Source organism: Halioglobus sp. HI00S01, from assembly GCF_001635445.1.
In the GTDB taxonomy this organism is placed as follows: Bacteria; Pseudomonadota; Gammaproteobacteria; order Pseudomonadales; family Halieaceae; genus Halioglobus; species Halioglobus japonicus.
Window position 1 is genome coordinate 114,261 of sequence record NZ_LWEE01000062.1, and the last position, 24,632, is coordinate 138,892.

Consider the following 24,632-nt stretch of genomic DNA (forward strand, 5'->3'; position numbering starts at 1 on the left):
GCCGACCGAAACTTACAAATTCTTACACAAGGATATCGACACCATGCACCAGTACACCAATTCACTGATTCGGCTCACCGCAGCCTGCGATGGGATCACCGGAATACGACTGATGGCCGTTGGCAATGACCGCATTAGCGGGTGGGCGAGGGGCGATTATGACGCCGCAGAGCGCCTTCTCACCCTGTCGGATGAGGAAACCCGCGAGGTGATCAGCGTGTTCAACGAGGACGCACTCTTGGCTGCTATCGAGGACGAAAATGACTGCCTGTCCTGGACGCTGCACAACACCGACGGGCAGGCAGTCACGCTGGGTATCCCGATGCCTTCCACGGGTGCCACTGAGATCCAGGAGGGTGCTTTTACTTACAGATGTCCAAACTGTGGGTCTCCGAATCATCTTGAGGTTGTCGCCGAGGTTTGGGCGCAGGTACGCCAGAGTGGTAGCGGTGACATAGAAACGGGCGGAGAGGAGCCGCAGAATGGCTCTCATGGCTGGGATAACGATAGCCCGATGATATGCAGGCGGTGTAACTTCACCGATGACGCTGCCTCATTCCTTGACGGCCCTAAACACAATGGGATCGCCTACCTCAGTGAGTACGCAACGCTTGTTCGACTACAGGCCGGGGCATTGCAGGCAGCCGCGGTCGATAAAGATTGGACGCCTGGCGATTGGGTAGATGTCACAGCGCCAGAGTCTCAGTCGTTTTTGGATGCCGTTAACGCTATTTTCGATACCCAATTTAGACTTGAGAACTTTGCCGGGCGATAACTGGAATAACAACAGCCGCCCGGACCAAAGGGCTCATGCCCTTTTTCGGTATAAATGGGGGGTGCATCCGTGTCTCAGCGTTTCCCCGCAAAGAGCGATACTCGCCCCAGGCTGTATTGTTTTTACATCAGCCAGAGGGGCGCGCAGCTATGACGATGAAAACTAAAATCGATTCAATCATCAATTATTGCTTCGAGAACCAGTGCTGGGTCTATCAAGCAGCCCAGGCACTCGGATATACCGAAGCGGACGCCAAGGCGGCGGAAGACAAAATCAACACACTGGCGGAGTAGGGGACGATGCTCGAGAACCAAGTAACTGACACCCAGGTGACCCGCCCGGTCGCAGTTGATGACTGGGCCGGGATTTCCAGCCTCCGCGACTCGCTGAAGCGAGCCTGCGCCAAAACCTGCTCGAAAGATCCCGATAGCTTTGGTGATCAGTTAGTGCGCGCCTCGCTGGCGTTATCGCACGCGATCTGTTTTGACACCGAGAAGGTCGAAGATGCACTGAGAGGCGCCATTGACCTGATCAACCAGTACGAATCACAGCGTTTTGATGCCTATCAGCGCAGTGGACTCACACACATGCGCCGGGTCCAGTATGCACTGGCCCCGGTAGCGGCCTAATACTGAGACAACCATGTACGGCGATACCAACAATGAAGACCGCGCGATCTGGGCTGAGAACGCCATAGGCGCGGCCGAGGACACCGATGTAGCTGCTGGCGCAGCCATCGTGAAAGCATTTGATGCTGAAACCGCCCATGGCGGCGATACCCGGATGATCTACGGCGAGAACGACGAAGACCTGCAGGATCTGGTTACCGACTTCCTGTGCGATCTGGGCCACTACTGTGACGAAGAAGGCCAGTGTACGGACGCTTACTTCCAATCGCTGGGGGTGGATACCGGTACTGAGTCCAGTGAAGCCGTTGATCCCATCATCAGCAACGCGACCCAGGCCGTGAAGGCCTTCGCTGAATCGCGTGGCTTTGAGTGGCAGCGCCGTGTCGACATTGCCTATATGCACTTCATCGATGACAACGACGAGGAGGATGAAGCCGCCTAACGAACAACCCTGTGCCTGGCCCCCGAGAGGGGGCTTTTTTTTGCCGCGGGCGACCGGTTAACACCGGTGCGCCAGGAACCCCCGATTTGGTGGGGCGGGTGCCTGCGTTCCGAAGAAAATGCAGACTTGCTCGAGAGGGGTACTTTAGACCCATAGCAGAAAACAACGTCACAGGGAGACGCGCTATGAGCAACAATGCTTGGGTAGTACTGAGCAATGGTGAAAAGTACATCAAAGTCAACGAAATTGACGGTGTGGAATACTTCGCCCCGAATGACGAAACACTGACCATCCGTGTACGCGCAGAAGGCATCGAAGCCGACACCACGTTCTACGAAATGGACGACTTCGGGTTCGAGCTGGATAGCGACTACGAGATGGTGCTGGACCATGGCGAGTTTATGTTCCGCTATCAGGCCGAAGGGTACCGTACCAGAACGACCCCTACGGTAGATGGGGTTCGCTTTTAGGGCACCGTTTCCCATCTCCGGGTGTCACTCACGGCTTGATGTAATCTTAACTCATAACGATTCACAACGAATCGCAATTCCAAAGGAGCTAACCAGCATGTCACAGGTAATCGGCGAATTCCCCTTCGACGAGATACGCATGGGTGCAAACCCGGGCGAAACCTCCATCAACGATGGTGACTATTTCGAGTCTGCTGAAGCAGCGATGGAAGCCACCGGTCTGGGTGAGAACCACATCTGGTCGGTGACCGACAACGAGGACGATGATGGTAACTCCGTATTTTGCTACGGCCCGTCCCGCCACTTCGTCAACCTGATTGGCTTCATCGCTACCAAAGAGCCCCATGACGGCGAAACCTACTATGAAGATGTTATTGAACTCAATGACTAATTCCGTTCCTTGCCAGCTCCTCGAGTTCCCCGAGTCAAAGGCCTCTTTGATGATCGCGAACCACCCGGACTACCCGACCATGATTGACATCATGATCGGGCTGACCCGGGACAAGTTGGCTCCGGCGACCCAGTACGAGCGAAGGGGCGATGGCCGGCCGTTTGAGTTGACCGCCATTGAGGATATTGAGACTGGGCAGGTCGCAGCGTACTTGCAGGCTGACCTCTGATTCCCTTACGGGAAGCATAAAGTCAAAGCCGATATACTTTAAACCCATCAACAACTGATAACGAGATTTCGACATGTCACAGCCAGAGCCCGAATACATCGAACCGACCCACACTGTGATTAACGAGCAGCCCGGCATGGGAATTGTCTGGGAAAAGTTTGCACCGCGGCTGGCCATGGTTTTTGAAAATACGGTCTTCGCCAATGCAGAGCGCTATTCCAACCGTAAATACACTGAGCATGCCTACAGCGGTGGTTCGTGGACTCACAAAACCTACAGCAACGGCGCGATCTGTTTCGTGCCTGCGTCTGATCGGTCCTTTGAACTGACGGGCGATGGTGATGTGATTTATGTGCCAGAGGGCATCACCGTATCGGCCGATGCCTTTGGAATCATTGTCTGTCTTTTTGTCTACTCCAACATGGCCTTCTGGGCAGAGGAAAAGGGTCATACAGCGCTTATGGAGTGGCTTTCTGCCCAGTACCACCTACTGCGGGACGCCGTCTACTCCGGTGACGGTCACCCCGAGCGAAACCTGATCGCTCAAGCCGACGACTAATCACCTAACAACTCCACGTCCCTGTGGGATCACAGGGCCTTTTGTCGGCCCTTTTTTGTGCCTGGCCACCGGCTAACGCCGGCGCCATGGTAGCCCGACTTTGATGGGGGTGATGTGGATAAAGTATTCCCTCCAATGCGCAGCGAAGTCTCTGCCGTGTACCTTGGTTGCATAGAGACACAGAGCAAGAGGCGGCGACTCATGGCACAGGCAGCACAACAGGTTGAATCAGTAGAGGAATTCTTGGCCCGTGGAGGTCGCGTGACCAACGTAGCTGAAGGCCACCGCCGCCAGCGCTGGACACCGGACAATGATTGCTGGTGTGGCTGCGAAGGCAACCGTGCAGAGCACATTGATCGCGCTCGCCGCAGTGAGAATGACTGATCTCTAAATGGGTCGGAAAGCGACAACAGGGCGGTTCGATACACGGGAAGAGCTGGTTGATGAAGTCTGGTCTAGGCACCTCAATACTGCTCAGAACGAGGTCCAAATAGCGCGATCTGTGAGGGTATCGGCAACCACGGTAGCGAACATCCTGAATAGCCCAAAACCCAGCCGGTTTCTGCAAGGGCAGCATGGATAAGCAAGTCCTGTACTTTTAGTTCAACAGCAACGAGACGAAGGATACTCACATGTACGGACACCCTCAGTTGGTCAAGGAAATGGCGGCTGCATTTAAGCCACCGGAAAAGAATCAGACCCAGGCAGCCAAGAGCGCCGCCTGATACCAAATCGCACCGGGCAGTGTGATAGCAAAGTGCCGAGAGGCTACTTACCCGACAAGCCCATGCCCCCGCAAGGGGGCAACCTAATAACCACAAAAGGGAGACTACCCAAGAGTGAAATAGGGCATCCCGCCCGCAGCCCCCGCAAGGGGGCTTAACCCTCTCACTGGATACCACCACATGTCAGAGCAACACAACTTCGCTGTAGGCGATGAAGTCGCTACCCTGATCGGGCTGCAATATCCCAACGGTGGCCTGACAGTGGTATCGACTGGCCATACATATAGCCATGCCGGTGTCATCAAGCCTGCTGTGGAGTGTAAGCGACCCAGTGGCGAGGTAAGACTCTACGCCTGCGATAACCTCAGAGCGGTGTAATTGCATCGCCAGGCACACGGCTAGCGCCGGCGCCTGATCACCCACCGTTACGCGGGGTGTGAATGGGGTGGTGAGCCAGTTTCCTGCGCCAACAACAGATTTGCAGCGCTCTGTACCTTAGACACATACCCACCAACAACACACGGAAAGAATCATGCACTCACCGGTAAGCGAAGCTGACGTAGTGGCTTATGTGAACGACGAAAACACTTACATGATGCCGATCCAGGTGCACCAGTGGAGACGCTTGCCTGTAATGTATTACGCCGGCACGGGGGAGATCATCGGCCTTTACAACACAGCTACCCAAGCCGATGAGGCCGCGGCGAGCTACTTCAGAAAGCACGACCGCGACTTCCTTCAAGCCAAAGAGGCAGGTAAGGAGGCGGAGTTTAACTATCGGTCCGTCAAGGTTGGTGACGTTTTCATATTGCCTGGTACCGACCCTAAAAGTTTGGTCGGCCAGGATGTCCGTGAGGTTACCCAGCACCACGATGATGTCGTGACGGGCAAGATTGCTGCGCCTTTGGTTGCGAATACCCACCCGTTCACCGTTACTGATACGGTTTTACCGGGTCATCAGCCGCACCCACTAACTCCTAATCGAGTGACAGTCATCCCGAGCAACGTTCAGCGCTCAAGCCGCTGCTAAGACAAGGAGACACCGTAATGAGCGAAATTGCACACGTCGGCCAGGTCAAAACGACCGTAACGATCACCCAGAAGACCCATGGCGCCCTGTGGGACTGGCTCAAGAAGGACGAAACAGAATTTATGATGGGGGTCCGTGGTCACTTTACCCATGAGGATAAGACCTGGAATCTTGCCGACTCTGAGGCTATCACCGGTGGGATGATCCTTCATTTTGAGACGGACCATATCCCCGACCAACGAGCATTCTTTAAGCTGGCTGACGATATCCGCTATCTGGATACCCGCCGCCGGATAGGCCGTGTGGTTCGGGAGTCCATTGAGCGTCCAGTATGGCCGACGCGCTATTATGGTCACGACTAGCCACCTGAACTAACGAACAACCCTGTGCCTGGCCCCGAAAGGGGCCTTTTTTATGCCTGCCCGGGCGTCCAGCTAACGCTGGATCGCAATTCGATGTTGGGGCCTGGCTGAATCGTTTCCGGCGCCAACAACAGATTAGGTGCAATCGATAGTCTAGATACATAGCGACGAACACCACAGGGATTTAGTCATGCGGGCACTGATAGCGCACATCGAAGCAGAGAATGCACAGTTCGGCAGTACCGTCACTACTGATCCCGCCCATTGGGCGGATTACGGCATCACCACCGTAGAGCAGTACCAGCACTACATGGCTGTAGAGCACTTCGTGTGCCTGCACGAATCCCACTACGGGTTTCGTCCTCGCGGGTACAACCTCGAGGAGCTCTCTGTAGAACGCCTGACTGCAATGGCAGATCGTATCGCTGTCGAGATCGATGACGCGCTGCTGTCTGATCGCGAGCGTGAGGAAAGGGATTTCGCAGAGTGGCAGGCTCGGAACGTAACCCGCCACGGTAATGGCGAAATGCGTATCAAACTGTCGCCTTTGCTCCGCGCATAGGGGATTTCTAAGGGAAGCTCTTGGGGCAGCAAGCATTTCCCTGAGTGACGACGAATGGTCTTAGCAGGATACGTTTGTCTTTCTAGACGGGAGATAGAGCCTATGGGTATTCATATAGAGATTGGCGACAGCATCACCTTCAGGAAGTCCGCAGCGCTGAACCAAGAGGGGGGCGAATTTGGCAAGGGGGTCGTGACTGGATACTGGGGCGACGAGCAGTGGCCCACCGTTGAGTTCGGGGGAATTGATATTTATCCAGTTGCCCCCGACGAAATTGTTGGCTTCGAGAGGCCGGCAGTTGTTGTAGCCACATAGAGACTCAAACAGGAGATATAACCCCACTAGCGCCAGGCTTACCGCTAACGCGGCAAGCCCGATAATTAGTGTACATGGGGGTGGCAGTTGCTACGTTCCATCGGACAGGCAGATTAGCAGGGGAGGGGTACTTTAAACCCATCGACAGGCACAGCCGATAGGGATACAAACATGACCCATGCACAGAACATCAGCCCAGCGCAAAGCCCCGAATTCATTGCGCGAGCATTCACCATTGCTAAGCGTCAGATGGCAGATGGCGGTACCGCTCCGATACTGGAGGCACTGAATCCTCACCGCCAAACTTATGCTGCGATGAGCCATATCCCTGTAATGGTTACTGTTACACCGAAGGTCACACTGATACTGCGTGTAGGGGTGCATGATTCCTGCGTCTACGGTGGATACCTCAAAACCGTGGGTGAAGACTTCAATACCCGTACATACGAATTGAAGCATGAGCAGGCTATGGACGCTGCCGCAGTGTACCAAGACATTATTATCCAGACGCGTGAAGCGTTCATTAGAGACAAGGAGTCCTAAATGGAGGTGGCTTCGGCCATCACTCAACCGCTATCGCGGTTGGTGTGTCCAGGTCCAGTCAATGGGAATACATATCGGATTTCTGTGTAATGAGTAATTAAGGGTCAGACTGATATGTTGAATTCAGTAAGACGTCAAACCCAAGGAGGTGATCCCGGATATCGCTAAGCGAAGGGCTGGCCCCACCCAGTACGCAAGGGGCCAACATTTTCAGTCCTTCGGACTGATATTTATTGGGCAGATGTGTCTGGCGGACCGCGCTGGGTGGGTTTCCCTGCAGTCGGCACTTTAGCCCGGTAGAGTTACTTTGTACCCATCGCAAGGGAGAACACCTATGAACGCAGTCGCACAGTACAATCCGGGCAAGTCAGACTTGATCAACTCAAGTGAGGTCATTGATCTCAGTGTTGTTCAGCACGCGGTCTACTCTGTCATCGGGTGTCGTCAGTACGAGCTTCCCGAAGCTGACGTACACATTGTTCCAGTATCAGGCGGCGTAGACAGCAGTGTAGTTGCCCTGGTTATGAAGGCGTTGTTCCCTGACCAGCACTTCTTGTATGTCTTCTCTGACACCGGCGTTGAGACCATTGGCACGTACGAAGCGATCGAGCGCATCGAGAAGGCCACTGGTCAAAATGTTATCCGCGCCAGTGCAAAGCAGAACCTCTTTGAAATCATCGACGATTTCGGTTCATTCCTGCCGAGCGGTCGAGTCCGGTACTGCACGCGCATGGCGAAGATCGCTCCTTTCAAGGCATTCATGGGTGCGGTCACCGGGAAGTACGGCAAGGACGCAAAGATCGCTACCTACGTAGGTATTCGTGCTGACGAAGGTCACAGAAGCGCTGCTGACTTCGGCAATGAAGCTCAGACGCACATGCCTCTGAAGGACCTGGGTGTAGGCAAGCGCGAAGTATTCAAGATACTTAACGCCACTATCGGTATCCCTGATTTCTACCAGAACAAGAGCCGCAGCGGTTGCTCAGTATGCATTTTCAGCCGCCGCAGTGAGATCATCGACCAATGGGCTCGCGACCCGGAGACAGTCAAGCGCGCTTCCGATCTGGAGAAGCTCGCCGATTCTACTGAATCTAAGCTGATGGCCCTGCCCACTTCCGTGGCTGCCCAGTTGGGTGTTGGTCGTAATCACCTGAGCTTCCCGATGCCCGGCGGCGTGTACGAGCAGGATGTCCTACCATGGGAGCGCGTCCGTGACGCAAAGCGTAAGGCTGATCGCCAGACCGGTGACCTGTTTGGCGGTGACGAAAGCGTACGGATGTTCGTTGCTGTTGAGTTCTCCCGCTTTTGGGGCGGCTCCAAGTGGGAGCAAGCCTTCCAGACACTGATCACTTATAGCTCAAGCCTGGGTGGCCTGAAGACGTCTTTGAAGCACTTCTGGAAGCACCGTGTTGACACACGTGAGGTTCAGGGTTGCTACACAGAAGATGATCTTCGTAATGACCTGCATGTAGGCATCTTCGAGGTGATTGTGGACGACGCATCTGATCTGGATGTCGATATGGAGGGCAGTTACACATGGCAGTCAGACGGCACTCCGCTGCTGCTGATCCGCAAGACAACCGCTGTACTGGAAAACATTCTGCTTGGCAGCGAGATCGACCGCTTGCGCAACACCAGTGAGAAGCTTCCACGCTGGGATCGCGATTTGCTTCAGGCAATTGATGGGAAGACCGTCGATGCTGGCGGAGAGGTTGTGTGGTGTGGGATGTTCGAGCGCCCTACAGAAAGTGACCTGTACGAGGATATCGATATAAAGGAAGCGCCGGAGCCTTGCTTGAGCTGCTCTCGATGAGGGTAGCTTTCGCTGGTGGGGCAATTGCTGAACGCTGACTGGAAGCTGTCGCTTGCCAGTCAAGCCTCTTCAACTGGAGCTTGCAATGATAATGATGCTTAGCATTTCTACTAATAGGGGGCCACGGCAGACAGTTTCATTGCTTTGGTTGGCAGCTAACGCTGCTCAACCAGTTCGTATGTTGCGTCTTTTTGGGATTTGGCGACAGGAAGCAGAAACGCGAAAGGAAGGCATGTATCATATCGTGGAAACGCAGAAGCGGGAGAAGAATGATGGCTTTTTCAGTTAAAGCTTTAGTGGGGGATCTAGATAAGCGAGATGGCAATCTCGGCTTTTTCCTCAGTGCATTGGCGATTCCTTTTGTAGCCGCTTGGGTAGTTGCCAGGATTTGGGGGTTTGAACGGGGCTTTGATATCCCGGTCCTTTTGGCGTTTGAGAGGGGATACTGGTTTGGAGCTGAAGCAGCTCACGTGGCTTACCCGGCATCAAGTGTCCAATATGGAGGGTTTTTCGTTGATGGCGAAGTTGTGGGCTTATGCGTTTGGTTGGCTTCATCGGGGTTGCTGATCCTGTCTTGCCGCGATGCAAGGGAGAAGCTCCTGGTAGGTGTTGAGGCCTTGCTTAAGGGAATCGTTGGGGCGGCTGTATTCGTGCTGTTAGCGACTACCGCGAGGTTCGTTGCGAGCAGCATTTTGTTTTAGAGGGGGGTACGGTGAGAGCTCGTTTTACAGATTCACTAGCAGGAATAAATGGGCAATGTTGTTCCTTGTTTTTTTCGCCTATTGTCCTCGTTACATCCCAATTTTTGGATCGCTTACATCCCAAGGCCTGCCGGCGCTTACATCCCATTTTCTTGGGCGTGGCGACGAGCGGTTTCGCAACAGAATTCAGGTCTGCGGATTGCCCTGGTTGCGTGCAGGTGCGCCCTCGGTGACGGGTTTTTGGGCCAGGTTTGCGAGCGGTTCGGCGGCGCCGGTCTGTACTTCCGGTTTGCGGTTGCCATGACGCGATATCTCCGCTTTACGGTCGCCCAGTCGAAATGCGCTGTCAGCCGTGAGAGCTGGAGCGCGGTTCTTTTACCGGTACTCGTAGCTTCTACCCATTTTTTCCGATTTGCGGTATTTTACTCTAGTAAAGTGTATTTGCAGGTTCGCACGGCGACTAAACCGGCCGGGTTGATGGGGGGATAGATGGAACAGCAGGGCACATGGGAGATGGCAGAGCAGCTTCTGAAAGACGTGTTCGGGGCTTTCGGTAGCGAAGTGACCGCGGAGGCGGTTGGGTTCTTGGAGGCGGCGCATCAGAAATCAGAGATTTTCATGGCGCCGTCCGCAGAGGCCCAAAGGGCGACAGACGTTGTGAAATCGTCTCTGATGTTGAATGAAAACGAAAAGCACATATTCGATGTTCTTAGGATGATGCCTTTCACTGATGAGCAGCGTGAAAGGCTAATAGAAAAAACAAGAGGGTTTGGCAATGCGATTTAACGAACAAATTCAGACGGTAGCGCGGGGAAACGAAGCCGCCATGATGTTCGGCTTTGAAGCCACCCAGCGCGCAGTTTCTCTAGGAAGGACTGGTGGGGATTTTTGGGTTGGCGTCGATCAAGTTACCCGCGATATCCGCGACGGACTGGTAGGTTTGGGTCTCATGTCGGATGAGGAGAGGAAACTGTTGGATGTGATGGACTGCATGCCTTGGGATGACTCCGAAAAGGCAGCTTTTACTGAAATGCTCTCGCTGTAAGGTGCATATCATCCCAGTCGTGGACGGTTAGCTGACCTGGGTATGGCGACGAATCAGCTTGGCGCTCGCTCGCTTCGATCTGCGACTAGCGTCTGAGAGAGTCGGCGCCGGCTATCAATCACAAGCTTTATTTTTTCAACCTCAAGCTGGCTCGGTTTTGGCAACCCCTTTTTTGTATTACCGAACCGCCTCCGGCCGTAGGTTTCCGAGGCGGTCCTATCATTTGCATGACCACATAGTGCCGCTATCTCTGGCCTAGAATACCCAGCCCTCTTTAGATTTGCGATAAATTGATGGCGGCAAGAGTAAATCGTCACGGTTTTAGTCTTTGACCTACGATACTTCTTATTGAACTCGTAAAGTCGTTTTTGTATCTGCTTATAATACTGATCGAAGCCTAGCTCGTGGCCCCTCGCATCGACTAGACCATCATCTGTCTTAGATAAAAACAGTAGTTGTAACTTAACGTATTGGAGCTCTTGTTCATCCAGGCTGGAGAGTAAGAGGTGTCGTTTTTCGCCGTGTGATCTGCCATTGCTGTTTTTACCATTTCGTACGACGAGCACTGGACCGTCAGCTCCAAATGCCTCAGACCAGGTTACAAGCTTGGCTGTTTTCCACTCGCTGGGTCTTAAGCCAGTCAGGATGGTGGCCTTAAAAAAGACAAGACAGCGGACCCCCCAGTGGCCCTTGTAGCTCCCGGCAAGATACTTATCCGTCAGTTCGCGTTCGAACTCTTCTGGAACACACTTCAATTTAAGGGCTGAAGTTCGTTTGTTCCCAGATCGATATGTTTTCTTTTGGCAGTCCTGTGGATCTATCTGTGCAACTGCGTCAGCTGCGCCACCGAGATCATTCTCGCCGAGATAAAATACAAGGCTCGCTTTATATTGATTGAGCGTGTCTCTATCAAGGTCTTCCGCTAGTTCAGACAGCCATTTATCTAAAGGAACAGAACCGTCCGGCACTGCTTTTTCATACCGCGCGATAAGGCCCAGGGCTCGCTTGCGATACTGCGCTTCCGTTTCCGGCGTCCTAGTAGGTGAGATATCTCGCTTCATTGGATCAGGATAGTGCCGAAAGAGCCTAGAAAACATCTAAAAAGCGGAGAAACCATATAAATTTGATAGGACTGCGATTAGCGATTCGATATATTGGTCGGGACACTTGGATTTTTCCGAAAGGGCGTTTTGTATGCTTAAACCAATTAGTACATCACTGATTACACTTGCATGCCTCACAATGGTGGCCGGTTGCACGAGTCCCGTAAAGAGAGACCAAACGGATGTAGCAGCAATCTACCAGGACCCTGTCTATTTGCACCTCCAGGAATCGGTAACAGCGATTCAGGACTCAGCTAATCGGCTAGCAGCTGTTGAACAGGCTCGATATAGAGACGAAACCGGTAAAGAAGCTACTCTTGTAGATTCGTCTCTCGTGCCAGGGCTCGAAAAACACGTAAGCCTTGGTGCGGATTGGCACGGCCCTCTTGATGCTCTCGTAAAGAAGCTTGCGGCGGTTGCTGACGGAGGCTGGGATATGGCTCCCTCAATTGGTATTCGACCATCAGCGGGGGTCATCGTTCATGTGAACACTGATTACCGCCGGATCATCGATATATTGCAGGATGCAGGCACCCAGGCAGGCTCCAGAGCGCAACTGCATGTCATGTCGCGACAGCGCGTGCTGCAGATTGAATATCCGGCATTATAAGCCTCGCAATAGGAGCCACTAATGGGACACTTCCGTTTGCTGCGATCAGCAATCTTTTGGCTTGCCGTTGTGCCTACTTCAGTTGCCGGCCAAGAATCATTCTCGAGCCTGCCTACTGTTACAAATGAGCCGGCCCGGCTGGGTGAGCTGAAAGATATCGGGAGTCAGGCGGCGCGGAACACAGATGATGAGAGTGATCCAGACGACCTGAAGGCGCAGCTCAGTCGCAATAACGTGGTTCGCCAAGCGGCTTATAGCTACGGTGCTCAGGAGGGACTGTATTGGCGATATGGACAGATTCTGGAAATATTCGAACGAGACGCTACAAGTATGGACGTCTGGTTCGATTTCTCCAAATTCTTGATCGACGGCAAGATGCTGATGCCGGTGGTAGCAGTGACTGAACAAATTTATGAACAGCAGTCTGAAAGGGCGTCTCGAACAGTAGGTGTCTCATACCACCTGAAAAAACCAGCGAGACTCGTTCCGACTGCACCTAACTGGCGAGATTATATTACTCCTTATGTGGATGAGCCCGTGATGCCGTCGCGAGTCCTGCTCCCACAAAACGATCAAGAGGCTGAGGTTTGGGAGGACGCCGTATCGGAAGGGTGGGCCGCCGGTCTCGAGCAAGCTGACGATATAGCAAAGTATGAAATACGTCGCCTAACGTCTGTGATAGAAGGGATGTACTTGTTCCGTATGCTGGTGGCCCAGGGCATAGTCTCGATGCCGGTTGTCCAAAGCAATCGGTATGACATATTGCGTATGGAAGATGGGCAAAAGATGCATGTTGATGACGTTATTACCACAATCAGTGAAGACGCCTTTTTTAGGCCGGGTGAATCGTGGAATCCTGTCACGACTGGAGCCGAATCACGGTGAGCAACGAACAGCCAGATATTCACTGGCCTGAATGGGACCCCAATAAGTTCAAGAAAGAGCAATTCGACCGGTTGCTTTTATGGGCGAAGTCTATCGGTGCAAACGATGTCATATTCAAGACGTCTGAAAAGGTGGCCGTTAAAAAGGATGGCGCTATTCTGCGGGTCACAGCTACGACCCTGAACCTTAACGTGCTTAGACCTATCCTTCAGGAAATTCGTAACAAAAGCGTGGAAGCGAATATTAATTCTGGCCACCCTTTGGAGGCAGCTTATAACGTAGAAGGCGAGAATAAAACATCCAATAGGTTCAGGCTGTGCGGTACAGCCGTGAAAGGGGCAAACGCTTCTGGTAGTGAGATACATCTTGTTTGCCGGGTTATACCTGCCGATCCCCCAACTACAGATGAGCTTGGCTTGCCCCCCACGGTCGTGCGCGGAATAGACTATGACAGTGGCCTGTTCCTAATAGCTGGGCCGACTGGTTCTGGCAAAACAACCACATGCTCATCCCTTATACGGAAGGCGGTAGAAGAAACTAGCAAACATATTGTTACTTACGAGGACCCAGTGGAATATGACTTCTCTGCGCTTGATGCCAGGACCTCTCTCATTGCGCAGTCAGAGGTCCCGACTCAGATCGAAGGGTTTGTTGAGGCGATCAAAAACGCTATGCGGCGAGCGCCCGACATCATATACCTGGGGGAGCTCCGTAGCGCTGAAACAATTATGGCTGCAGGGCAGGCGTCAGCTTCCGGTCATCTTATGCTATCTACATTGCACGCAAATGACTGTGCGGCGATTATACCGCGCATGGTAGACCTATGCCCCTCCAGCGACAGGACTGCAGTCCGCAATCTACTCATAAATGAAACCCGTGTGCTTATGAACCAGATACTCCTGCCCGCGGTAGGTGGGGGCAGGGTCGCTGTCAGAGAGTATATTGAGTTCACGGACGACATCCGGCGGACGTTGAATCGTAACGTTGTGGGCTCTGGCGACGATATCGGTGCCGCCGTGCGCGAGCTAGTGCGCTCCCACGGTAGATCATTCCTCGATGACGCTAAAGAGCTTCATAAGCAAGGGGTACTCAATGTGGATCAGCTGAGGCGTGTTGCGACCAACAGCGGTGACATTGAATTTGTGAAACGTATTGACGCTGGGGAAATCTAAAGATGAGTGATGTGGAGCTGCAGGATTATTCGTATTTGAGGTGGCACAACTCTGGCGCAAAACCGAAGCTCGGCCTCGCGCCAGAAGGATCTATTCAGGTTGACGCGTCAGCGTTCAGTGCTTTTTTGTTACTTGGCTTTTTCCCATCCGAAACAACCTTTTACACATCACTTTCGATTTTTGCTGTGCTTGCTGGGCTTGAGTATCTCGGGTACACGCTGCCGGTTGCTGCAAAAAAACTAAGAGGGTTTATCGCTGGAAAACGTCGCGGTACTACCGATATTAAATTAAGACGACGGAGATTGGCGTATGGCTGAAGCCGCAACTAACAATAATGAACAACGAATCATCCTTGGTGACGGCATGACGCCGGTTGCAATTGACAATGGCCATGCAAATCAGAAGATTTGCTTCTGGGTCGAAGATGGTCGGGGTGACCAGAAGATCCAGTCCTTGCTGCTGCCGTCCCGCGCGCAACTGGGGATAACGCGGATAGGGGAGTCGGGTGAGCACGTCAATGCATACACGGTAGACGGTGAAGACTGGACTGTGAACGTCGATATTTCGCAAGCCGACATGAGCGCGGGGAAGGGATATGCGTACTCCAACGTAAACACTGTTCTTGTGAATCACTCCTTAATGACCGCTGGATTCGGTGGTCAAGCAGTTAGATTGGCAACTGGCGTTCCGATTTCGCACTTTTACGTTGGTGGAGCTCTGAATAAAAAGCTGCTCGACAAAATTAAGCGCTCCCTAAAGCGGCCAGTCTCTGTTCACGCGCGTAAGGGACCTGGGGCGGCGGAAATAAAGCGGCATGAGATTTATCCGGAGTCGGTCGGAGCTGTCATTGACTGGATGGTCAATGAGGATGGCGAGGCTACGCAAGAAATCCAGCTTGGTGTAGCTGTGTGCGATGTCGGCGGCTACACCACTGACGTGAGTGTTATAGGCGCCGACAATAGCATCGATGCAAATCGATCTGGCTCTGCTGAAAATATGGGTGCACTGGAGATCCGAAACGCTTTGAAGAACATCGTGACGGCCGAATTAGGCGTGGAGAATATCCGCGATATTCAGCTAGACCAGGCGCTTCGAACAGGATGCTGCAGCATCGGAGGCACCATGCAAGACATGCGAGAGATGGTTGTTGAGGCTCGGACATTGACAGCTCAGCGCGTGCTTAATTTCATAGGGCAGAAGGTGGGCGACGGCAGTGATCTCGACTGTGTCTTATTTGTCGGCGGGGGCAGCTCGATATTAGCCCCGGTTTTAAAGAAGCAATACAAGAACGGATCACTTGTCGATAACCCAGAGTTCGCTAACGCCCGCGGATTCTTAAAGCAGATGACTTTTCTCAGGTGAAATGGACACGCAGGAATCAAGGGTAACGATACCTCTGTATCAGTCTGGAGCGCTTGAGGCTGACCTTATAGCCATCTTGAATCGCCAGGATATGAGGAAGTCTGCGAATGAATATGCGCGTAGACTTGCTGGTCAGGGGTACGTGTTAGCGCGACTCTTAGACTCACAGGGGAGGACGCTTCCCGGTTATCACCACGAAACAGTATGCGTTGAAGCGGCATATGCCACTGAGTCTTTTGTATTTCGGATAATCAGGCCTACAGCCGTTTCACTTCCCGAGTACGCATACTGGAACAATGTGGCTGACGGAAGATCACAAAATCAGAAGCGGTTTTTGCTGCGGAAGTACCTTGTCTATGGCTATTGGTATGATCGGTTGCCGGGCAATATGTCTGACATCGCATGGTTGACTATGCCGGGGACTGGCGGAACCACAACCTCAGTGGTCGATCTTGACTGTCGCCGGGACGATAGTTCTGACAGTCAGCTAGGTCCTAGCGTACTACGCACTTCTAAGCGAAAAACCGGGCAGAAATTAACGGCTATTGCTGGAATTATGCCTTCAACTGACTAATAAAGAGGTAGTGCTTTATGAAAAAGATTTTGATTCCCGTGTTTTTCGTATGTAGCGCAGCGCACGCAGGGTTTAGTGTAGATTACGAGGGTCTTGATGAAGAGAGGGCCGCGCGGCTGGAGGCTGAGAAGCGTATTAGCGGCGTCGCTCCTGAGGGCTTTCGAGTTCTCACCGACAACGAAGTGGGGGTTGTGTATGAGATTGGCGATCGACCCGAGGGATTGATCGTGTCGCCCAGCCGCGGCAGTCAGATACCATTCGCGAATGCTATGAACATGATTATGCCCGAGGCCTGGGTGTGCTACGTTTCTGACGACGCGCCAGAGATTATGCTGGTTTCCTGGGAGGTGTCTTCTGGCACTTGGGTAGACGCGCTTACTTCGCTGGGCCATCTCAGCGCTATAAGATTTGTTGTTGATTGGGACAAGAAAGTGATTCAGGCGAGATCTAATAACAATTTTGCAGCTCAGCGAGGCGCCGATCCAGTAAGGCTGAGTTCGCCAGATTCCGGTGACGTCTTCATACTAACAGAGGATCCTGAGGGGGAGATCAGTACCGGTGGCGTCCTGCTAAAAGACGGCGGAGCCATAACCATCGAGATTCAGGAATGAGCTTGCCGGCCCTGTCAATTGGCTTCACCGCACGACTATACTTCAAGGTTGCTATCGGCAGAGTTCTACAAATGAACCGGCCACTTAACAGGTCAAAGCTGCAGGGGCGCTTCGCGCCGGGACGCGAAAAGTAATTTTCCCTTAAAGCAGCGGCGCCGTTTTTTGGTGGTAGTCTGTATTCACGCAGAGAGGAATTTGCAATGAGTACAGTCGACTATATTCTTACGTCCAATCCTTTGGACACTATGGTGTTCCCCCTGAACGCCGTTGATGGCCTACCTTGGGATAGCTTTCTAGCTACTTATGGATGGTTTAACATCACCACCGTCTTCCATGGTACAGCTGGGCTAATTGGATTGGCCCTTCACATATCTATCTACCTGGCCTCTTGGTCTTTTCTGTTCCGCGGGGAGCTAAAATACGGAATAGCGGGACTTGGCTTGAGTTTGTGGCTTGGTTCGCTCGTTACGCACTATGCATTCGGAGGGCCAGTAGGAGTGGCGTTGTCTCTGTTCCTTCCGGAGCACGTCCTGTTGGTGATTCAAAATACGCTGTACTACACCGCAACGATTCACGGAATCGCGATGTATTTTTGATTCTTTTTACGCTAGCAGCAACAAGGCTCTGCTTATCAACTGTCCAGTTGTTGATCCGAATTGGATTTTCCTTTGCCAGCCGCCCCATCTCCGGCCCCCTCGCTTCCCCCTTTAGGGCCACGTCTCCGATTGTTATTTCTCAGTCGCATAGACCCCTGGTCGGCACCAGCGGCCGCTGCTCCGGCACCAGCAGCCGCTCCAAACGCTGTTCTGGAGGCGCCCTCGACTTGTTGCTCCCCTAGCATCTCTCTGGAGTTGCCAACAAACCTGAATACTCGATCTGCCGATTCGGGTATCAGCTCATATACTCTGTGTGCAGTTGTGACAACAACGATCGCAAATATCGCGATCGTAGCCGCCAGTTGGAAGAAAGATGAAAATGATGTCCCGATCGAGTCGCGCAGCGCAGGGATGAACGCAAGAAAATAAATGGACATAGCGAACTGCATAATATAAATCGTGCCGATGAGCGCAATTATCATGGTGATTGGCTTCAGGAAGACAGTGAGTATTATCAAAAAGCCGGCTTTAGCTCTCTCTGAGATAGGCCCAGTGCCATCAGGCGTTGCAAATGTAACCGCCCAGAATGAGCCTGCCACCAGGCTCTCAAACAGCATCGTTACCCAACCAACGACTGCAATAGTCCAGTATATGAAGGGTATAAGCGGTAGGTAATATGCCAACGCGCCAAGAAAAGGCAGGCTAAATAACGCGATAGCTGTAAACCAAGTAAGTGCTGTATCAAGAGCGGCCTGCAACCCTGCTACAACCATGCCCCAGCCCGTGATTTTATTTGCCACGTCCCCGGCTATTGTCTCTTTTGCTGCGGTGGCGACTTCTAATGCCCCTTCTATTCCTTTGAGAGCGAGCCACATCCATGAGCCCCAGTTGATGCCTGCTCTTGCCCATGACGAGGCTGCTGCAACAGGGTCGGGGGAGTTTTCGGTTTCATTGAGCGCATCCATAAGAAAGCTCAGGCCAGTCTCTAGCACCGCCTCGCTGTCTGTTGTCTCGGAGTCTGTAAATAACACCATCGACTGCCCCTCGGCCACCCTGGACCGCATCAGGTCAGATGACGCTGCTGCGTTAAGTACTGCGCGGCTCAGTGGTGCGTACTTGTCAGCATAATCGTCATTATCTTCGACGCCTCGTGGTTTTTCGGTTGCTACATCTATCTCGGCTATTCTGTAGTATTGTTTAGACGCCCTGGCGAATATATTGTAATAGGCACCGGCAGTAATCCACCCGCCAGCGCGAGGATTAGTCTTGGTTTCTGCTGAGATGTCTATGTCGCTCAGCGCTACCCGCAATGCTTCTTGTGCAGCGAGGTGTTTTGTTTTGTAGGCCGCAATCGAGTCATAGATCTCTCCAGCGGTGAGCTCAGGATTAATACTGCCCCTATTGTTTGAGCTATTGACGACACCTTTCGCAATGGTATCCATCTCCTCTTGCATTTCGAAAAGCCCGTCTTGGAGAGACTTATAATAGTCTTCGGCTGGCCCACGCTCTGGGCCCTCCTCGGGCTTGTATGTTTCGACTGTCCAACCTCCACAGGCTGTGGACGGGTAGTTTACTCGCCTGGTGCCGAACCCAAACGTGGAAAGAAAGCCGCTCGCGGCGACTGCAGCAAAACCCCGGTCCTCTCCGGAATAGTTGGCTCCCCACGTGTCAAAGAGGTTAGCGGGAGTGTAATTTACTCTGCCATTCCCCTGGCGGCGTATATTCTTCGTTGAGTCGCGATTGATCTTGTCTATCGCAATAGCGCAGTCTTCGCCTGGACCGTTTGCACAATCTGTCATTCCATGAGAAACATTTATCCCGTGTGCACACATAGAGCCGCGAAACATCGTGGCAGCGGCCTCTTCTGCATCGTCCGCCGTGGACGCCGCAACAAGTACTCTGTTCTCTTGCGTATATTCTAGGGCAGCGTTCCATACATAATTTGCGCCACCAACACCCTGCATAGCTATCCAAAGAATCGCGATTTGGATCGAATTAAATCCACCGGCCACAGGGAAAAGCAGCGCGACAGACGTCAGCAACCTTAGCGGTATCCACTCCGTCGAGTAAGACTTGCCGAGCACCTCACCATCAGCGCCGGTATTGACTAGGCCGACTACGGAAAGCCATGTCACGATGATAAATACGAAATAAAGGCAAAGTGTTGAGACGATCTCCAGTAACGTGCCAATAAGAGAGTCCGGCGTCTCAGGAATTGCCCCGACATCTAAACCGATGTTGGTTACTGAGCCAAACATGCGAGTGAGTAGTTCAACGGAAAGATCGTCGGGAGCTACTTCCGTCATTTCTTGGGCTGTAGGCTGTGGGTCTTGAGGAGGTGTTGCCGGCTGAGCAAAAGCGTTAAAGCTGCAGCCGCATCCTAGCACCAGAACTAGCGTAATAAACTGTAATAAACGAAGCATTTCTCGATCCACGTACAGGCTCCCTGTAACAAATTTATATAGTTTCGGGACTCAGATGAAGAGAAATCGCAGCTTTTGGGAAAGTAACCGCAAACCGCTTGTTTTTCTGTGTATACGTTAATTTATGAGCCGCTCAACAAAATATCCACGACTGATCCGGAGAAAAAATGCAAAAGCGACGATAATCGTTGTCTATCAGCGGGCGCAGTGGAATCATTACGGAACACAATTTATAGCATCCAAAATGATTGATCTCAGGCCAACCGCAGTCGAAGAATCTTGGGAAGCTCGCGCTCCATGGATTATGAATTTTCTCCAGGCTTTGGGTGAGCGAGAACCATGGTCGATTCATGATGATGAGCTCGTCCAGGATGAACTGATCAGAATGGGTCGCGTTCTAGATGACCGGGGCATCGACACGCTTCTGGCTAATACAGATGATTTCCTATCATTAACCTCTAGGCTGCCAGCGCCAACCGCTATCTATCTTTGTACGCAACTCGAAGAAAGGCGGCCGGGTTCAATGCTGAATGCTTTCGTACGAGCAGTGCAGAATGTTTCTGAGGACGGTGATGCTGATGATGATGGGAGGATATATAGAGATCGGATCGTGATGTTGTACCGATTCTCGATCATATCTGAGCTTTTCCACCAAGATAAAATCGAATACTTTGCTTCCATACTCGCCAGGGTAACAGAAGCACACGGAGGTTTGCGTGAAGCTTGAAAATGGTTGCAGTGGCACGATTCTGTCACGCAAAGCGTTACTCATGTTTTGTTGGATACTGATGTTCATCATCCAGCCTGCGAGCGCACAGCGTTGCTCTGAGGTCGGTTGCGGGAATATTACGATTCAGCAGCAGGAAATGATCTTGGAGCTTAAACGCAATCTAAGGCTGCGCGCTCAGGATGTGGCAGAGCCATACCAGACGGACGTTGATTTTTCTTACATAGATGATTGTCTGAGCCGTTTGCGCTCAATAGACACGTCAATACTGACGTTTGATCTGTCTGGACTTATTGCGGGAGCGATCGAACGCATTAAGGATGAAATACTTGATTTCGCTTGTACCGCTGCCACAGATTGGGTGAACGATCAAACCCGGCAGCTTAATAACCTACTGCAGCGACCCAGCAATATCGTTGAACAGTATCTGCTTGATTTGAATATCAATGCTCAAGATTACATTGATCGCGTGCCCGTGCAGCCCCTACCTCCATCTGTTCTTGAAAACCGGGCCGGGCCTTCTCCTTACGAAAGCGTCGATCCCACGCCGCAGGCCGGGGACATCGGCGCAAGTCAGCCGCTACAACAGACGGGAGGACCTGGCGACTTCGCAGACGACCAGCCTGTTACGCCTAAGCCGGGAATGTTCCGAGGAATTTCAAATTATTTCGAGCCTGGCAACAGCGGTACCGAGCGCGATGCTGAAGCCGATGGAGATACCCCATGAGAAACATATTAGGTAAGACAATCGCGACTACTGCTGTACTTGTTTGTGCGGCATTTGCTCCTCACCATTCGGCAGCACAAACTGGCTGTGACAGATGCATAGAGGGCGCCGTCGATAGCGCGAATGACGCAATCAGTGCCGCATTAACAGCTACGCGGAATAACCTCCTGATACAAACCACTTTATTAGAGCAAACAATCGGCTCTGCGGCCATATCAATTGCGACCGAATTCGAGAAGACTGGGATTGCACGGGAGGCGCTCTTTAAAGACCTGACGCTTAAGATAATTGATGCTATCGACAAGCAGCCTCTGCAGCTAGACGCTCACCGTGTTGAATACGACTATGGAGAAAACGCACAACCCTTGTCATTGAATGTGCATGCTGAAAGGGCTCCTTACCTGAAGACCGCGTGGGCAGAGCAGCGCGAGGTGCTTGCAGAGGCACAGCGGAAGATGCGCGACCACATAAATGCATCGAGTTCGCGAAGCGCAACTTCTCTCTTAGAGGCGGCCCTGGCGTACGACAATGATGGCGTTGACATTTCTAGCATGATTACCAAGCGGCAATTAACGCTGGGCGAGTCAAAGAGCGTTATGGATCAATTGATGATTGCCATAGAGCCTGATCCGAAAACCCCAATGCTCGACGAAGAATGGAAAACGTCTGACGCTGCAGCAAATTACGAACTGCAGAGACGAAGGGATGTGGCTGCGAAAATGTTTGCGTTTGGCGTTTTAGCCGAAACCTTAGCCGAAAGCCAGCCATCAATACAGCGCGACAACACGAATTGGCCGCATACGTATGCAAATACGCCTCCGGTGGAGGATGGGAAAATCAGCTGGCGCGCTTTTCTTCATGATGAAGCTCATGGTCGCCTTGTTTCTAACTCATGGTACAACGATCTAAGGATTCTCAATCGTACTGGGTTAATGCGCGAATCGGTCATCCTAAGCGCCGTTAGGAACGCAATGCTCGCAAGGCAGGTTCAGCGCGAAGAGCAGATGACTATGATGATGGCCATGGATTTGGCTCGGGACACGCAATGAAGTTTGCGCGAGCGATTTTACTGCTTATCGCTTTCCTTTCCCCGGGATTAGCCTATTCGCAGATAGAAATAGCAGCTCGGCCTGGTGGATGCTGCATCTGTTCAGGTTCGCCGTGCCCTTGCCCAAATGAAACGGTTGGCCCGCCGTGCGACGCAACGTGCGCAGCGCCTGCAGTTTTTCGTTTCCAGCTTAGCACCGTCTTCGGGCTGACAGCCTATAACGGCGTTGTTATACCTCCCCTTCGGCCTCCGCGAGACTCTATTGCCGGTTACGGGGCTTCTTACTCTTCGGGCATTAGTGGGATAGCAAAAAGCGTCACCACGGGCTTGCAACTTTCACTCGCTCAAGAGTCTTCTCTAATTCAGCAGTTTGCTTCGCTCACGGTCGATGCAATATTTAATAGTGCTCTCGCTGAAAATTCTCTGATGATCGATTATGAATACAGCGCTGCAGGCCAGGGGTTCAGTTGCAATTGCCCTTATGCGGAGAGCCGCGCACGAGATCTAAAAATTGTAGCCCAGCAAGCTGAAGAAGTTGCCCAGGAGTGGACTGAAAGATTCAACACCTTGTATTTCGACCGAGACAATAAAAGGAAAAGTGGTGGAGAGACGCGTTGGCGCGAGCAATTGCTTGCCGACACGGAGCAGGTTTTTCAGCTGACACGATCAAACAACACTGACCCTATTGCAGGGCTGCTTTCCTTGAATGGTGCCATTGACTATATGAAGATGATGACGCTGATGATTTCTCCTAATGATCCGCGGGCGGAGCTTGGAGGGTCACTCTTTACCCCATTGGCGTATTCGGTGATATCAAAAATCGTGGCGAACCGTACCTACTTTACTAATCCAGCCATCGACCGTCTTGGCAAAGTCGACTTTATAAGGCGCATTAAGACCGGGAATAAACGATTTGCATTGTCTGAAATCGCTTACTTAGACAGCGAGGCTGCATCGCTTGAAGCTCAGGTTGCCGAACAACGAGAGCTACAAGCTGTACTCATGGCCGCTGCCACGGCGCGTAGATGAAATCACTGGGTATACTGACTTTGGCTGTGCTGCTTTTGTTTAGCAGTAGGGGGGCTTTGGCTTGGGAGTCATGCCAGCCAACGTGTGACGCCGGTTGTTCCGGAAGAGCCTTTGTCGCCTACGGCGCGACGTGGGTCGAGGAACTCGGCGAACTGCAACGTACCAGACTTGCTGAGGAACAGAAGAGACGAGACACTCTGACAGGTTTCGCAGCACCTATTTCAGATGATGTAAACGTTCTTTCCGTCGAAGAATTAGAGCTGTGGAAGGCATTCGGCGCAACAGTAATCAATGCCCTACAGATGAACCCGCTGAGCAGAAATGATCTACTTTACATTGACAGGGATTATCGGCATACATCGTACGGGCCGTCTGCAGTGGTCACGCCCGACGATTGGTACAGGCGATACCACGAGTATGACACGGAATGGTTCGCTGACGGAATTTATCGCTATGTTAGTGACGGTTTTGATGAATCAAGAAACCGGTCGCAAACTAGCAGTTCTGAAGACCTTCTTAGTGTTACAGACCCGTTGAGTGCGTCAGAGATTGCCAATGCATTTTTCTCTACATCTGCTGTTGAGGGTGAAACGAGGCTGTCAGTAGATTTCCAGTGCGACTCTGATTGTTGGCAAGGTGATGTGTTCAGTCGCTTAAAGGATACAGTTCGCCTTCTCACGAGCCCCGCTTCGCCCCAATCTGCGATAGGCTCGACCGCGGACTACGTTGCGGATAAAAACGCACTCGCTGTACGGAGGGTTGCCGCGCGCACCTTAATAGATATATTTTCAACCTATGTTGACTTCCAGTATCTCCCTGACAGCATCCTTTACTTGCAAGAAGGACCGGGGGGGGTGGTTCAAGAGATGAATGCCCGGCCTTCGATGTATACGAGTTCGTACGCTTATATTTTGTACGGGACTCCCAGAACGAGGCTGTATGGCCCGTTCTGGTCCCACCGCATATACGCCAGCAACCTGACCGGACTGTGGAGAGAGCAAGTGCTACTCCAGGCTGAGGAATTGGCTCTGAGAGAGCATAGCTACAACCTGCTGACTATGAGGCTTTCTATGAAGGCCCTGCAATTAGCGGCGGCAGACTGAAAAAGTATAAATAAAGAGCCATATTCACGTATTTAGTGTATGTGTACACCAATACTTCAGCTGCCGCGTGA

General features: G+C 52.3%; 33 protein-coding genes. 31 read left to right on the forward strand and 2 right to left on the reverse strand.

Features of this window, described 5'->3' with window-relative positions; all coding sequences use genetic code 11:
- The first annotated feature begins 43 nt into the window (after nt 1-43).
- From A3709_RS11060 to A3709_RS11150, 19 genes are all read left to right on the forward strand, one after another.
- The gene (locus tag A3709_RS11060) at nt 44-775 is read left to right on the forward strand and encodes a hypothetical protein (RefSeq protein ID WP_066054343.1); all 732 of its coding nucleotides are present in this window, start codon (nt 44-46) and stop codon (nt 773-775) included.
- A gap of 149 nt (nt 776-924) precedes the next feature.
- Nucleotides 925-1,068, forward strand: coding sequence for a hypothetical protein (locus A3709_RS23225; RefSeq protein WP_156507691.1), 144 nt, complete (start codon nt 925-927; stop codon nt 1,066-1,068).
- Between the two features lie 6 nt (nt 1,069-1,074).
- The gene (locus A3709_RS11065) at nt 1,075-1,404 is read left to right on the forward strand and encodes a hypothetical protein (protein ID WP_066054344.1); all 330 of its coding nucleotides are present in this window, start codon (nt 1,075-1,077) and stop codon (nt 1,402-1,404) included.
- A 13-nt stretch (nt 1,405-1,417) separates the two neighbouring features.
- Nucleotides 1,418-1,846, forward strand: a complete 429-nt coding sequence (locus A3709_RS11070) for a hypothetical protein (protein ID WP_066054345.1) — start codon at nt 1,418-1,420, stop codon at nt 1,844-1,846.
- Nucleotides 1,847-2,031: 185 nt separating this feature from the next.
- Entirely contained in the window at nt 2,032-2,316 is a 285-nt protein-coding gene (locus A3709_RS11075; RefSeq protein ID WP_066054346.1) for a hypothetical protein, read from the forward strand.
- Nucleotides 2,317-2,413: 97 nt separating this feature from the next.
- A complete protein-coding gene (locus tag A3709_RS11080; protein ID WP_066054348.1) occupies nt 2,414-2,707 on the forward strand; it encodes a hypothetical protein in 294 nt (97 codons plus the stop codon).
- Between the two features lie 49 nt (nt 2,708-2,756).
- Complete coding sequence (locus A3709_RS11085; protein WP_156507692.1) at nt 2,757-2,936, forward strand: hypothetical protein; 180 nt, start codon at nt 2,757-2,759, stop codon at nt 2,934-2,936.
- A gap of 73 nt (nt 2,937-3,009) precedes the next feature.
- A complete protein-coding gene (locus tag A3709_RS11090) occupies nt 3,010-3,495 on the forward strand; it encodes an antirestriction protein (RefSeq protein ID WP_066054352.1) in 486 nt (161 codons plus the stop codon).
- Between the two features lie 201 nt (nt 3,496-3,696).
- Nucleotides 3,697-3,879, forward strand: a complete 183-nt coding sequence (locus A3709_RS11095) for a hypothetical protein (protein ID WP_066054354.1) — start codon at nt 3,697-3,699, stop codon at nt 3,877-3,879.
- Nucleotides 3,880-4,400: 521 nt separating this feature from the next.
- Nucleotides 4,401-4,598: a hypothetical protein gene (locus A3709_RS23230; RefSeq protein ID WP_156507693.1), complete on the forward strand. Its 198-nt coding sequence runs from the start codon at nt 4,401-4,403 to the stop codon at nt 4,596-4,598.
- A gap of 154 nt (nt 4,599-4,752) precedes the next feature.
- A complete protein-coding gene (locus A3709_RS11105; protein WP_066054356.1) occupies nt 4,753-5,250 on the forward strand; it encodes a hypothetical protein in 498 nt (165 codons plus the stop codon).
- 17 nt (nt 5,251-5,267) lie between these two features.
- Complete coding sequence (locus A3709_RS11110; RefSeq protein WP_066054358.1) at nt 5,268-5,612, forward strand: hypothetical protein; 345 nt, start codon at nt 5,268-5,270, stop codon at nt 5,610-5,612.
- Between the two features lie 190 nt (nt 5,613-5,802).
- Nucleotides 5,803-6,174, forward strand: a complete 372-nt coding sequence (locus A3709_RS11115) for a hypothetical protein (RefSeq protein ID WP_066054360.1) — start codon at nt 5,803-5,805, stop codon at nt 6,172-6,174.
- Between the two features lie 102 nt (nt 6,175-6,276).
- The gene (locus tag A3709_RS11120; RefSeq protein WP_066054362.1) at nt 6,277-6,489 is read left to right on the forward strand and encodes a hypothetical protein; all 213 of its coding nucleotides are present in this window, start codon (nt 6,277-6,279) and stop codon (nt 6,487-6,489) included.
- A 171-nt stretch (nt 6,490-6,660) separates the two neighbouring features.
- Entirely contained in the window at nt 6,661-7,032 is a 372-nt protein-coding gene (locus A3709_RS11125) for a hypothetical protein (protein WP_066054364.1), read from the forward strand.
- 334 nt (nt 7,033-7,366) lie between these two features.
- On the forward strand, nt 7,367-8,845 hold the full coding sequence (locus tag A3709_RS11130; RefSeq protein WP_066054368.1) for a phosphoadenosine phosphosulfate reductase family protein: 1,479 nt from the start codon (nt 7,367-7,369) through the stop codon (nt 8,843-8,845).
- Nucleotides 8,846-9,117: 272 nt separating this feature from the next.
- On the forward strand, nt 9,118-9,546 hold the full coding sequence (locus A3709_RS11135; RefSeq protein ID WP_156507694.1) for a hypothetical protein: 429 nt from the start codon (nt 9,118-9,120) through the stop codon (nt 9,544-9,546).
- A gap of 489 nt (nt 9,547-10,035) precedes the next feature.
- A complete protein-coding gene (locus A3709_RS11145; protein ID WP_066054376.1) occupies nt 10,036-10,332 on the forward strand; it encodes a hypothetical protein in 297 nt (98 codons plus the stop codon).
- Nucleotides 10,322-10,591, forward strand: coding sequence for a hypothetical protein (locus tag A3709_RS11150; RefSeq protein WP_066054378.1), 270 nt, complete (start codon nt 10,322-10,324; stop codon nt 10,589-10,591). The genes A3709_RS11145 and A3709_RS11150 overlap by 11 nt, the downstream gene beginning before the upstream one ends.
- A 53-nt stretch (nt 10,592-10,644) precedes the next feature.
- Here A3709_RS11150 and A3709_RS11155 read toward each other — a convergent pair whose 3' ends face one another.
- The gene (locus A3709_RS11155) at nt 10,645-11,559 is read right to left on the reverse strand and encodes a site-specific integrase (protein WP_197484156.1); all 915 of its coding nucleotides are present in this window, start codon (nt 11,557-11,559) and stop codon (nt 10,645-10,647) included.
- Between the two features lie 199 nt (nt 11,560-11,758).
- Here A3709_RS11155 and A3709_RS11160 point away from each other — a divergent pair, with 199 nt between their 5' ends.
- The 7 genes from A3709_RS11160 to A3709_RS11195 all read left to right on the forward strand — a co-directional run bounded on the left by A3709_RS11160 (nt 11,759) and on the right by A3709_RS11195 (nt 17,504).
- Nucleotides 11,759-12,304: a DotD/TraH family lipoprotein gene (locus A3709_RS11160; RefSeq protein WP_156507695.1), complete on the forward strand. Its 546-nt coding sequence runs from the start codon at nt 11,759-11,761 to the stop codon at nt 12,302-12,304.
- A 21-nt stretch (nt 12,305-12,325) separates the two neighbouring features.
- The gene (locus tag A3709_RS11165; protein ID WP_066054385.1) at nt 12,326-13,189 is read left to right on the forward strand and encodes a type IV secretory system conjugative DNA transfer family protein; all 864 of its coding nucleotides are present in this window, start codon (nt 12,326-12,328) and stop codon (nt 13,187-13,189) included.
- Nucleotides 13,186-14,361, forward strand: a complete 1,176-nt coding sequence (locus A3709_RS11170; protein ID WP_066054388.1) for a type IV pilus twitching motility protein PilT — start codon at nt 13,186-13,188, stop codon at nt 14,359-14,361. Before A3709_RS11165 ends, A3709_RS11170 begins: the two co-directional genes overlap by 4 nt.
- 2 nt (nt 14,362-14,363) lie before the next feature.
- On the forward strand, nt 14,364-14,678 hold the full coding sequence (gene icmT, locus A3709_RS11175; protein ID WP_066054389.1) for an IcmT/TraK family protein: 315 nt from the start codon (nt 14,364-14,366) through the stop codon (nt 14,676-14,678).
- Complete coding sequence (gene parM, locus A3709_RS11180; protein ID WP_066054391.1) at nt 14,671-15,723, forward strand: ParM/StbA family protein; 1,053 nt, start codon at nt 14,671-14,673, stop codon at nt 15,721-15,723. The genes icmT and parM overlap by 8 nt, the downstream gene beginning before the upstream one ends.
- A 591-nt stretch (nt 15,724-16,314) precedes the next feature.
- A complete protein-coding gene (locus A3709_RS11190) occupies nt 16,315-16,908 on the forward strand; it encodes a hypothetical protein (RefSeq protein ID WP_066054394.1) in 594 nt (197 codons plus the stop codon).
- Nucleotides 16,909-17,108: 200 nt separating this feature from the next.
- Nucleotides 17,109-17,504: a hypothetical protein gene (locus A3709_RS11195; protein WP_066054396.1), complete on the forward strand. Its 396-nt coding sequence runs from the start codon at nt 17,109-17,111 to the stop codon at nt 17,502-17,504.
- Between the two features lie 35 nt (nt 17,505-17,539).
- Here the strand turns inward: A3709_RS11195 and A3709_RS11200 are convergent, their stop codons facing one another.
- Nucleotides 17,540-19,939 carry a DotA/TraY family protein gene (locus tag A3709_RS11200; RefSeq protein WP_156507696.1) on the reverse strand — a complete coding sequence of 800 codons (2,400 nt, stop codon included), beginning with the start codon at nt 19,937-19,939 and terminating at the stop codon, nt 17,540-17,542.
- Nucleotides 19,940-20,051: 112 nt separating this feature from the next.
- Here A3709_RS11200 and A3709_RS11205 point away from each other — a divergent pair, with 112 nt between their 5' ends.
- The 5 genes from A3709_RS11205 (at nt 20,052) to A3709_RS11225 (ending at nt 24,561) form a co-directional block, all read left to right on the forward strand.
- Nucleotides 20,052-20,654, forward strand: coding sequence for a hypothetical protein (locus A3709_RS11205; RefSeq protein WP_156507697.1), 603 nt, complete (start codon nt 20,052-20,054; stop codon nt 20,652-20,654).
- Nucleotides 20,644-21,381 (forward strand): hypothetical protein, encoded by a 738-nt coding sequence (locus A3709_RS11210; protein ID WP_066054401.1) that lies wholly within the window; start codon nt 20,644-20,646, stop codon nt 21,379-21,381. The genes A3709_RS11205 and A3709_RS11210 overlap by 11 nt, the downstream gene beginning before the upstream one ends.
- Nucleotides 21,378-22,430, forward strand: coding sequence for a hypothetical protein (locus A3709_RS11215; RefSeq protein ID WP_066054402.1), 1,053 nt, complete (start codon nt 21,378-21,380; stop codon nt 22,428-22,430). Before A3709_RS11210 ends, A3709_RS11215 begins: the two co-directional genes overlap by 4 nt.
- A gap of 326 nt (nt 22,431-22,756) precedes the next feature.
- On the forward strand, nt 22,757-23,458 hold the full coding sequence (locus tag A3709_RS11220) for a hypothetical protein (RefSeq protein ID WP_156507698.1): 702 nt from the start codon (nt 22,757-22,759) through the stop codon (nt 23,456-23,458).
- Nucleotides 23,455-24,561, forward strand: a complete 1,107-nt coding sequence (locus tag A3709_RS11225; protein WP_066054404.1) for a hypothetical protein — start codon at nt 23,455-23,457, stop codon at nt 24,559-24,561. Before A3709_RS11220 ends, A3709_RS11225 begins: the two co-directional genes overlap by 4 nt.
- Nucleotides 24,562-24,632: the final 71 nt, after the last annotated feature.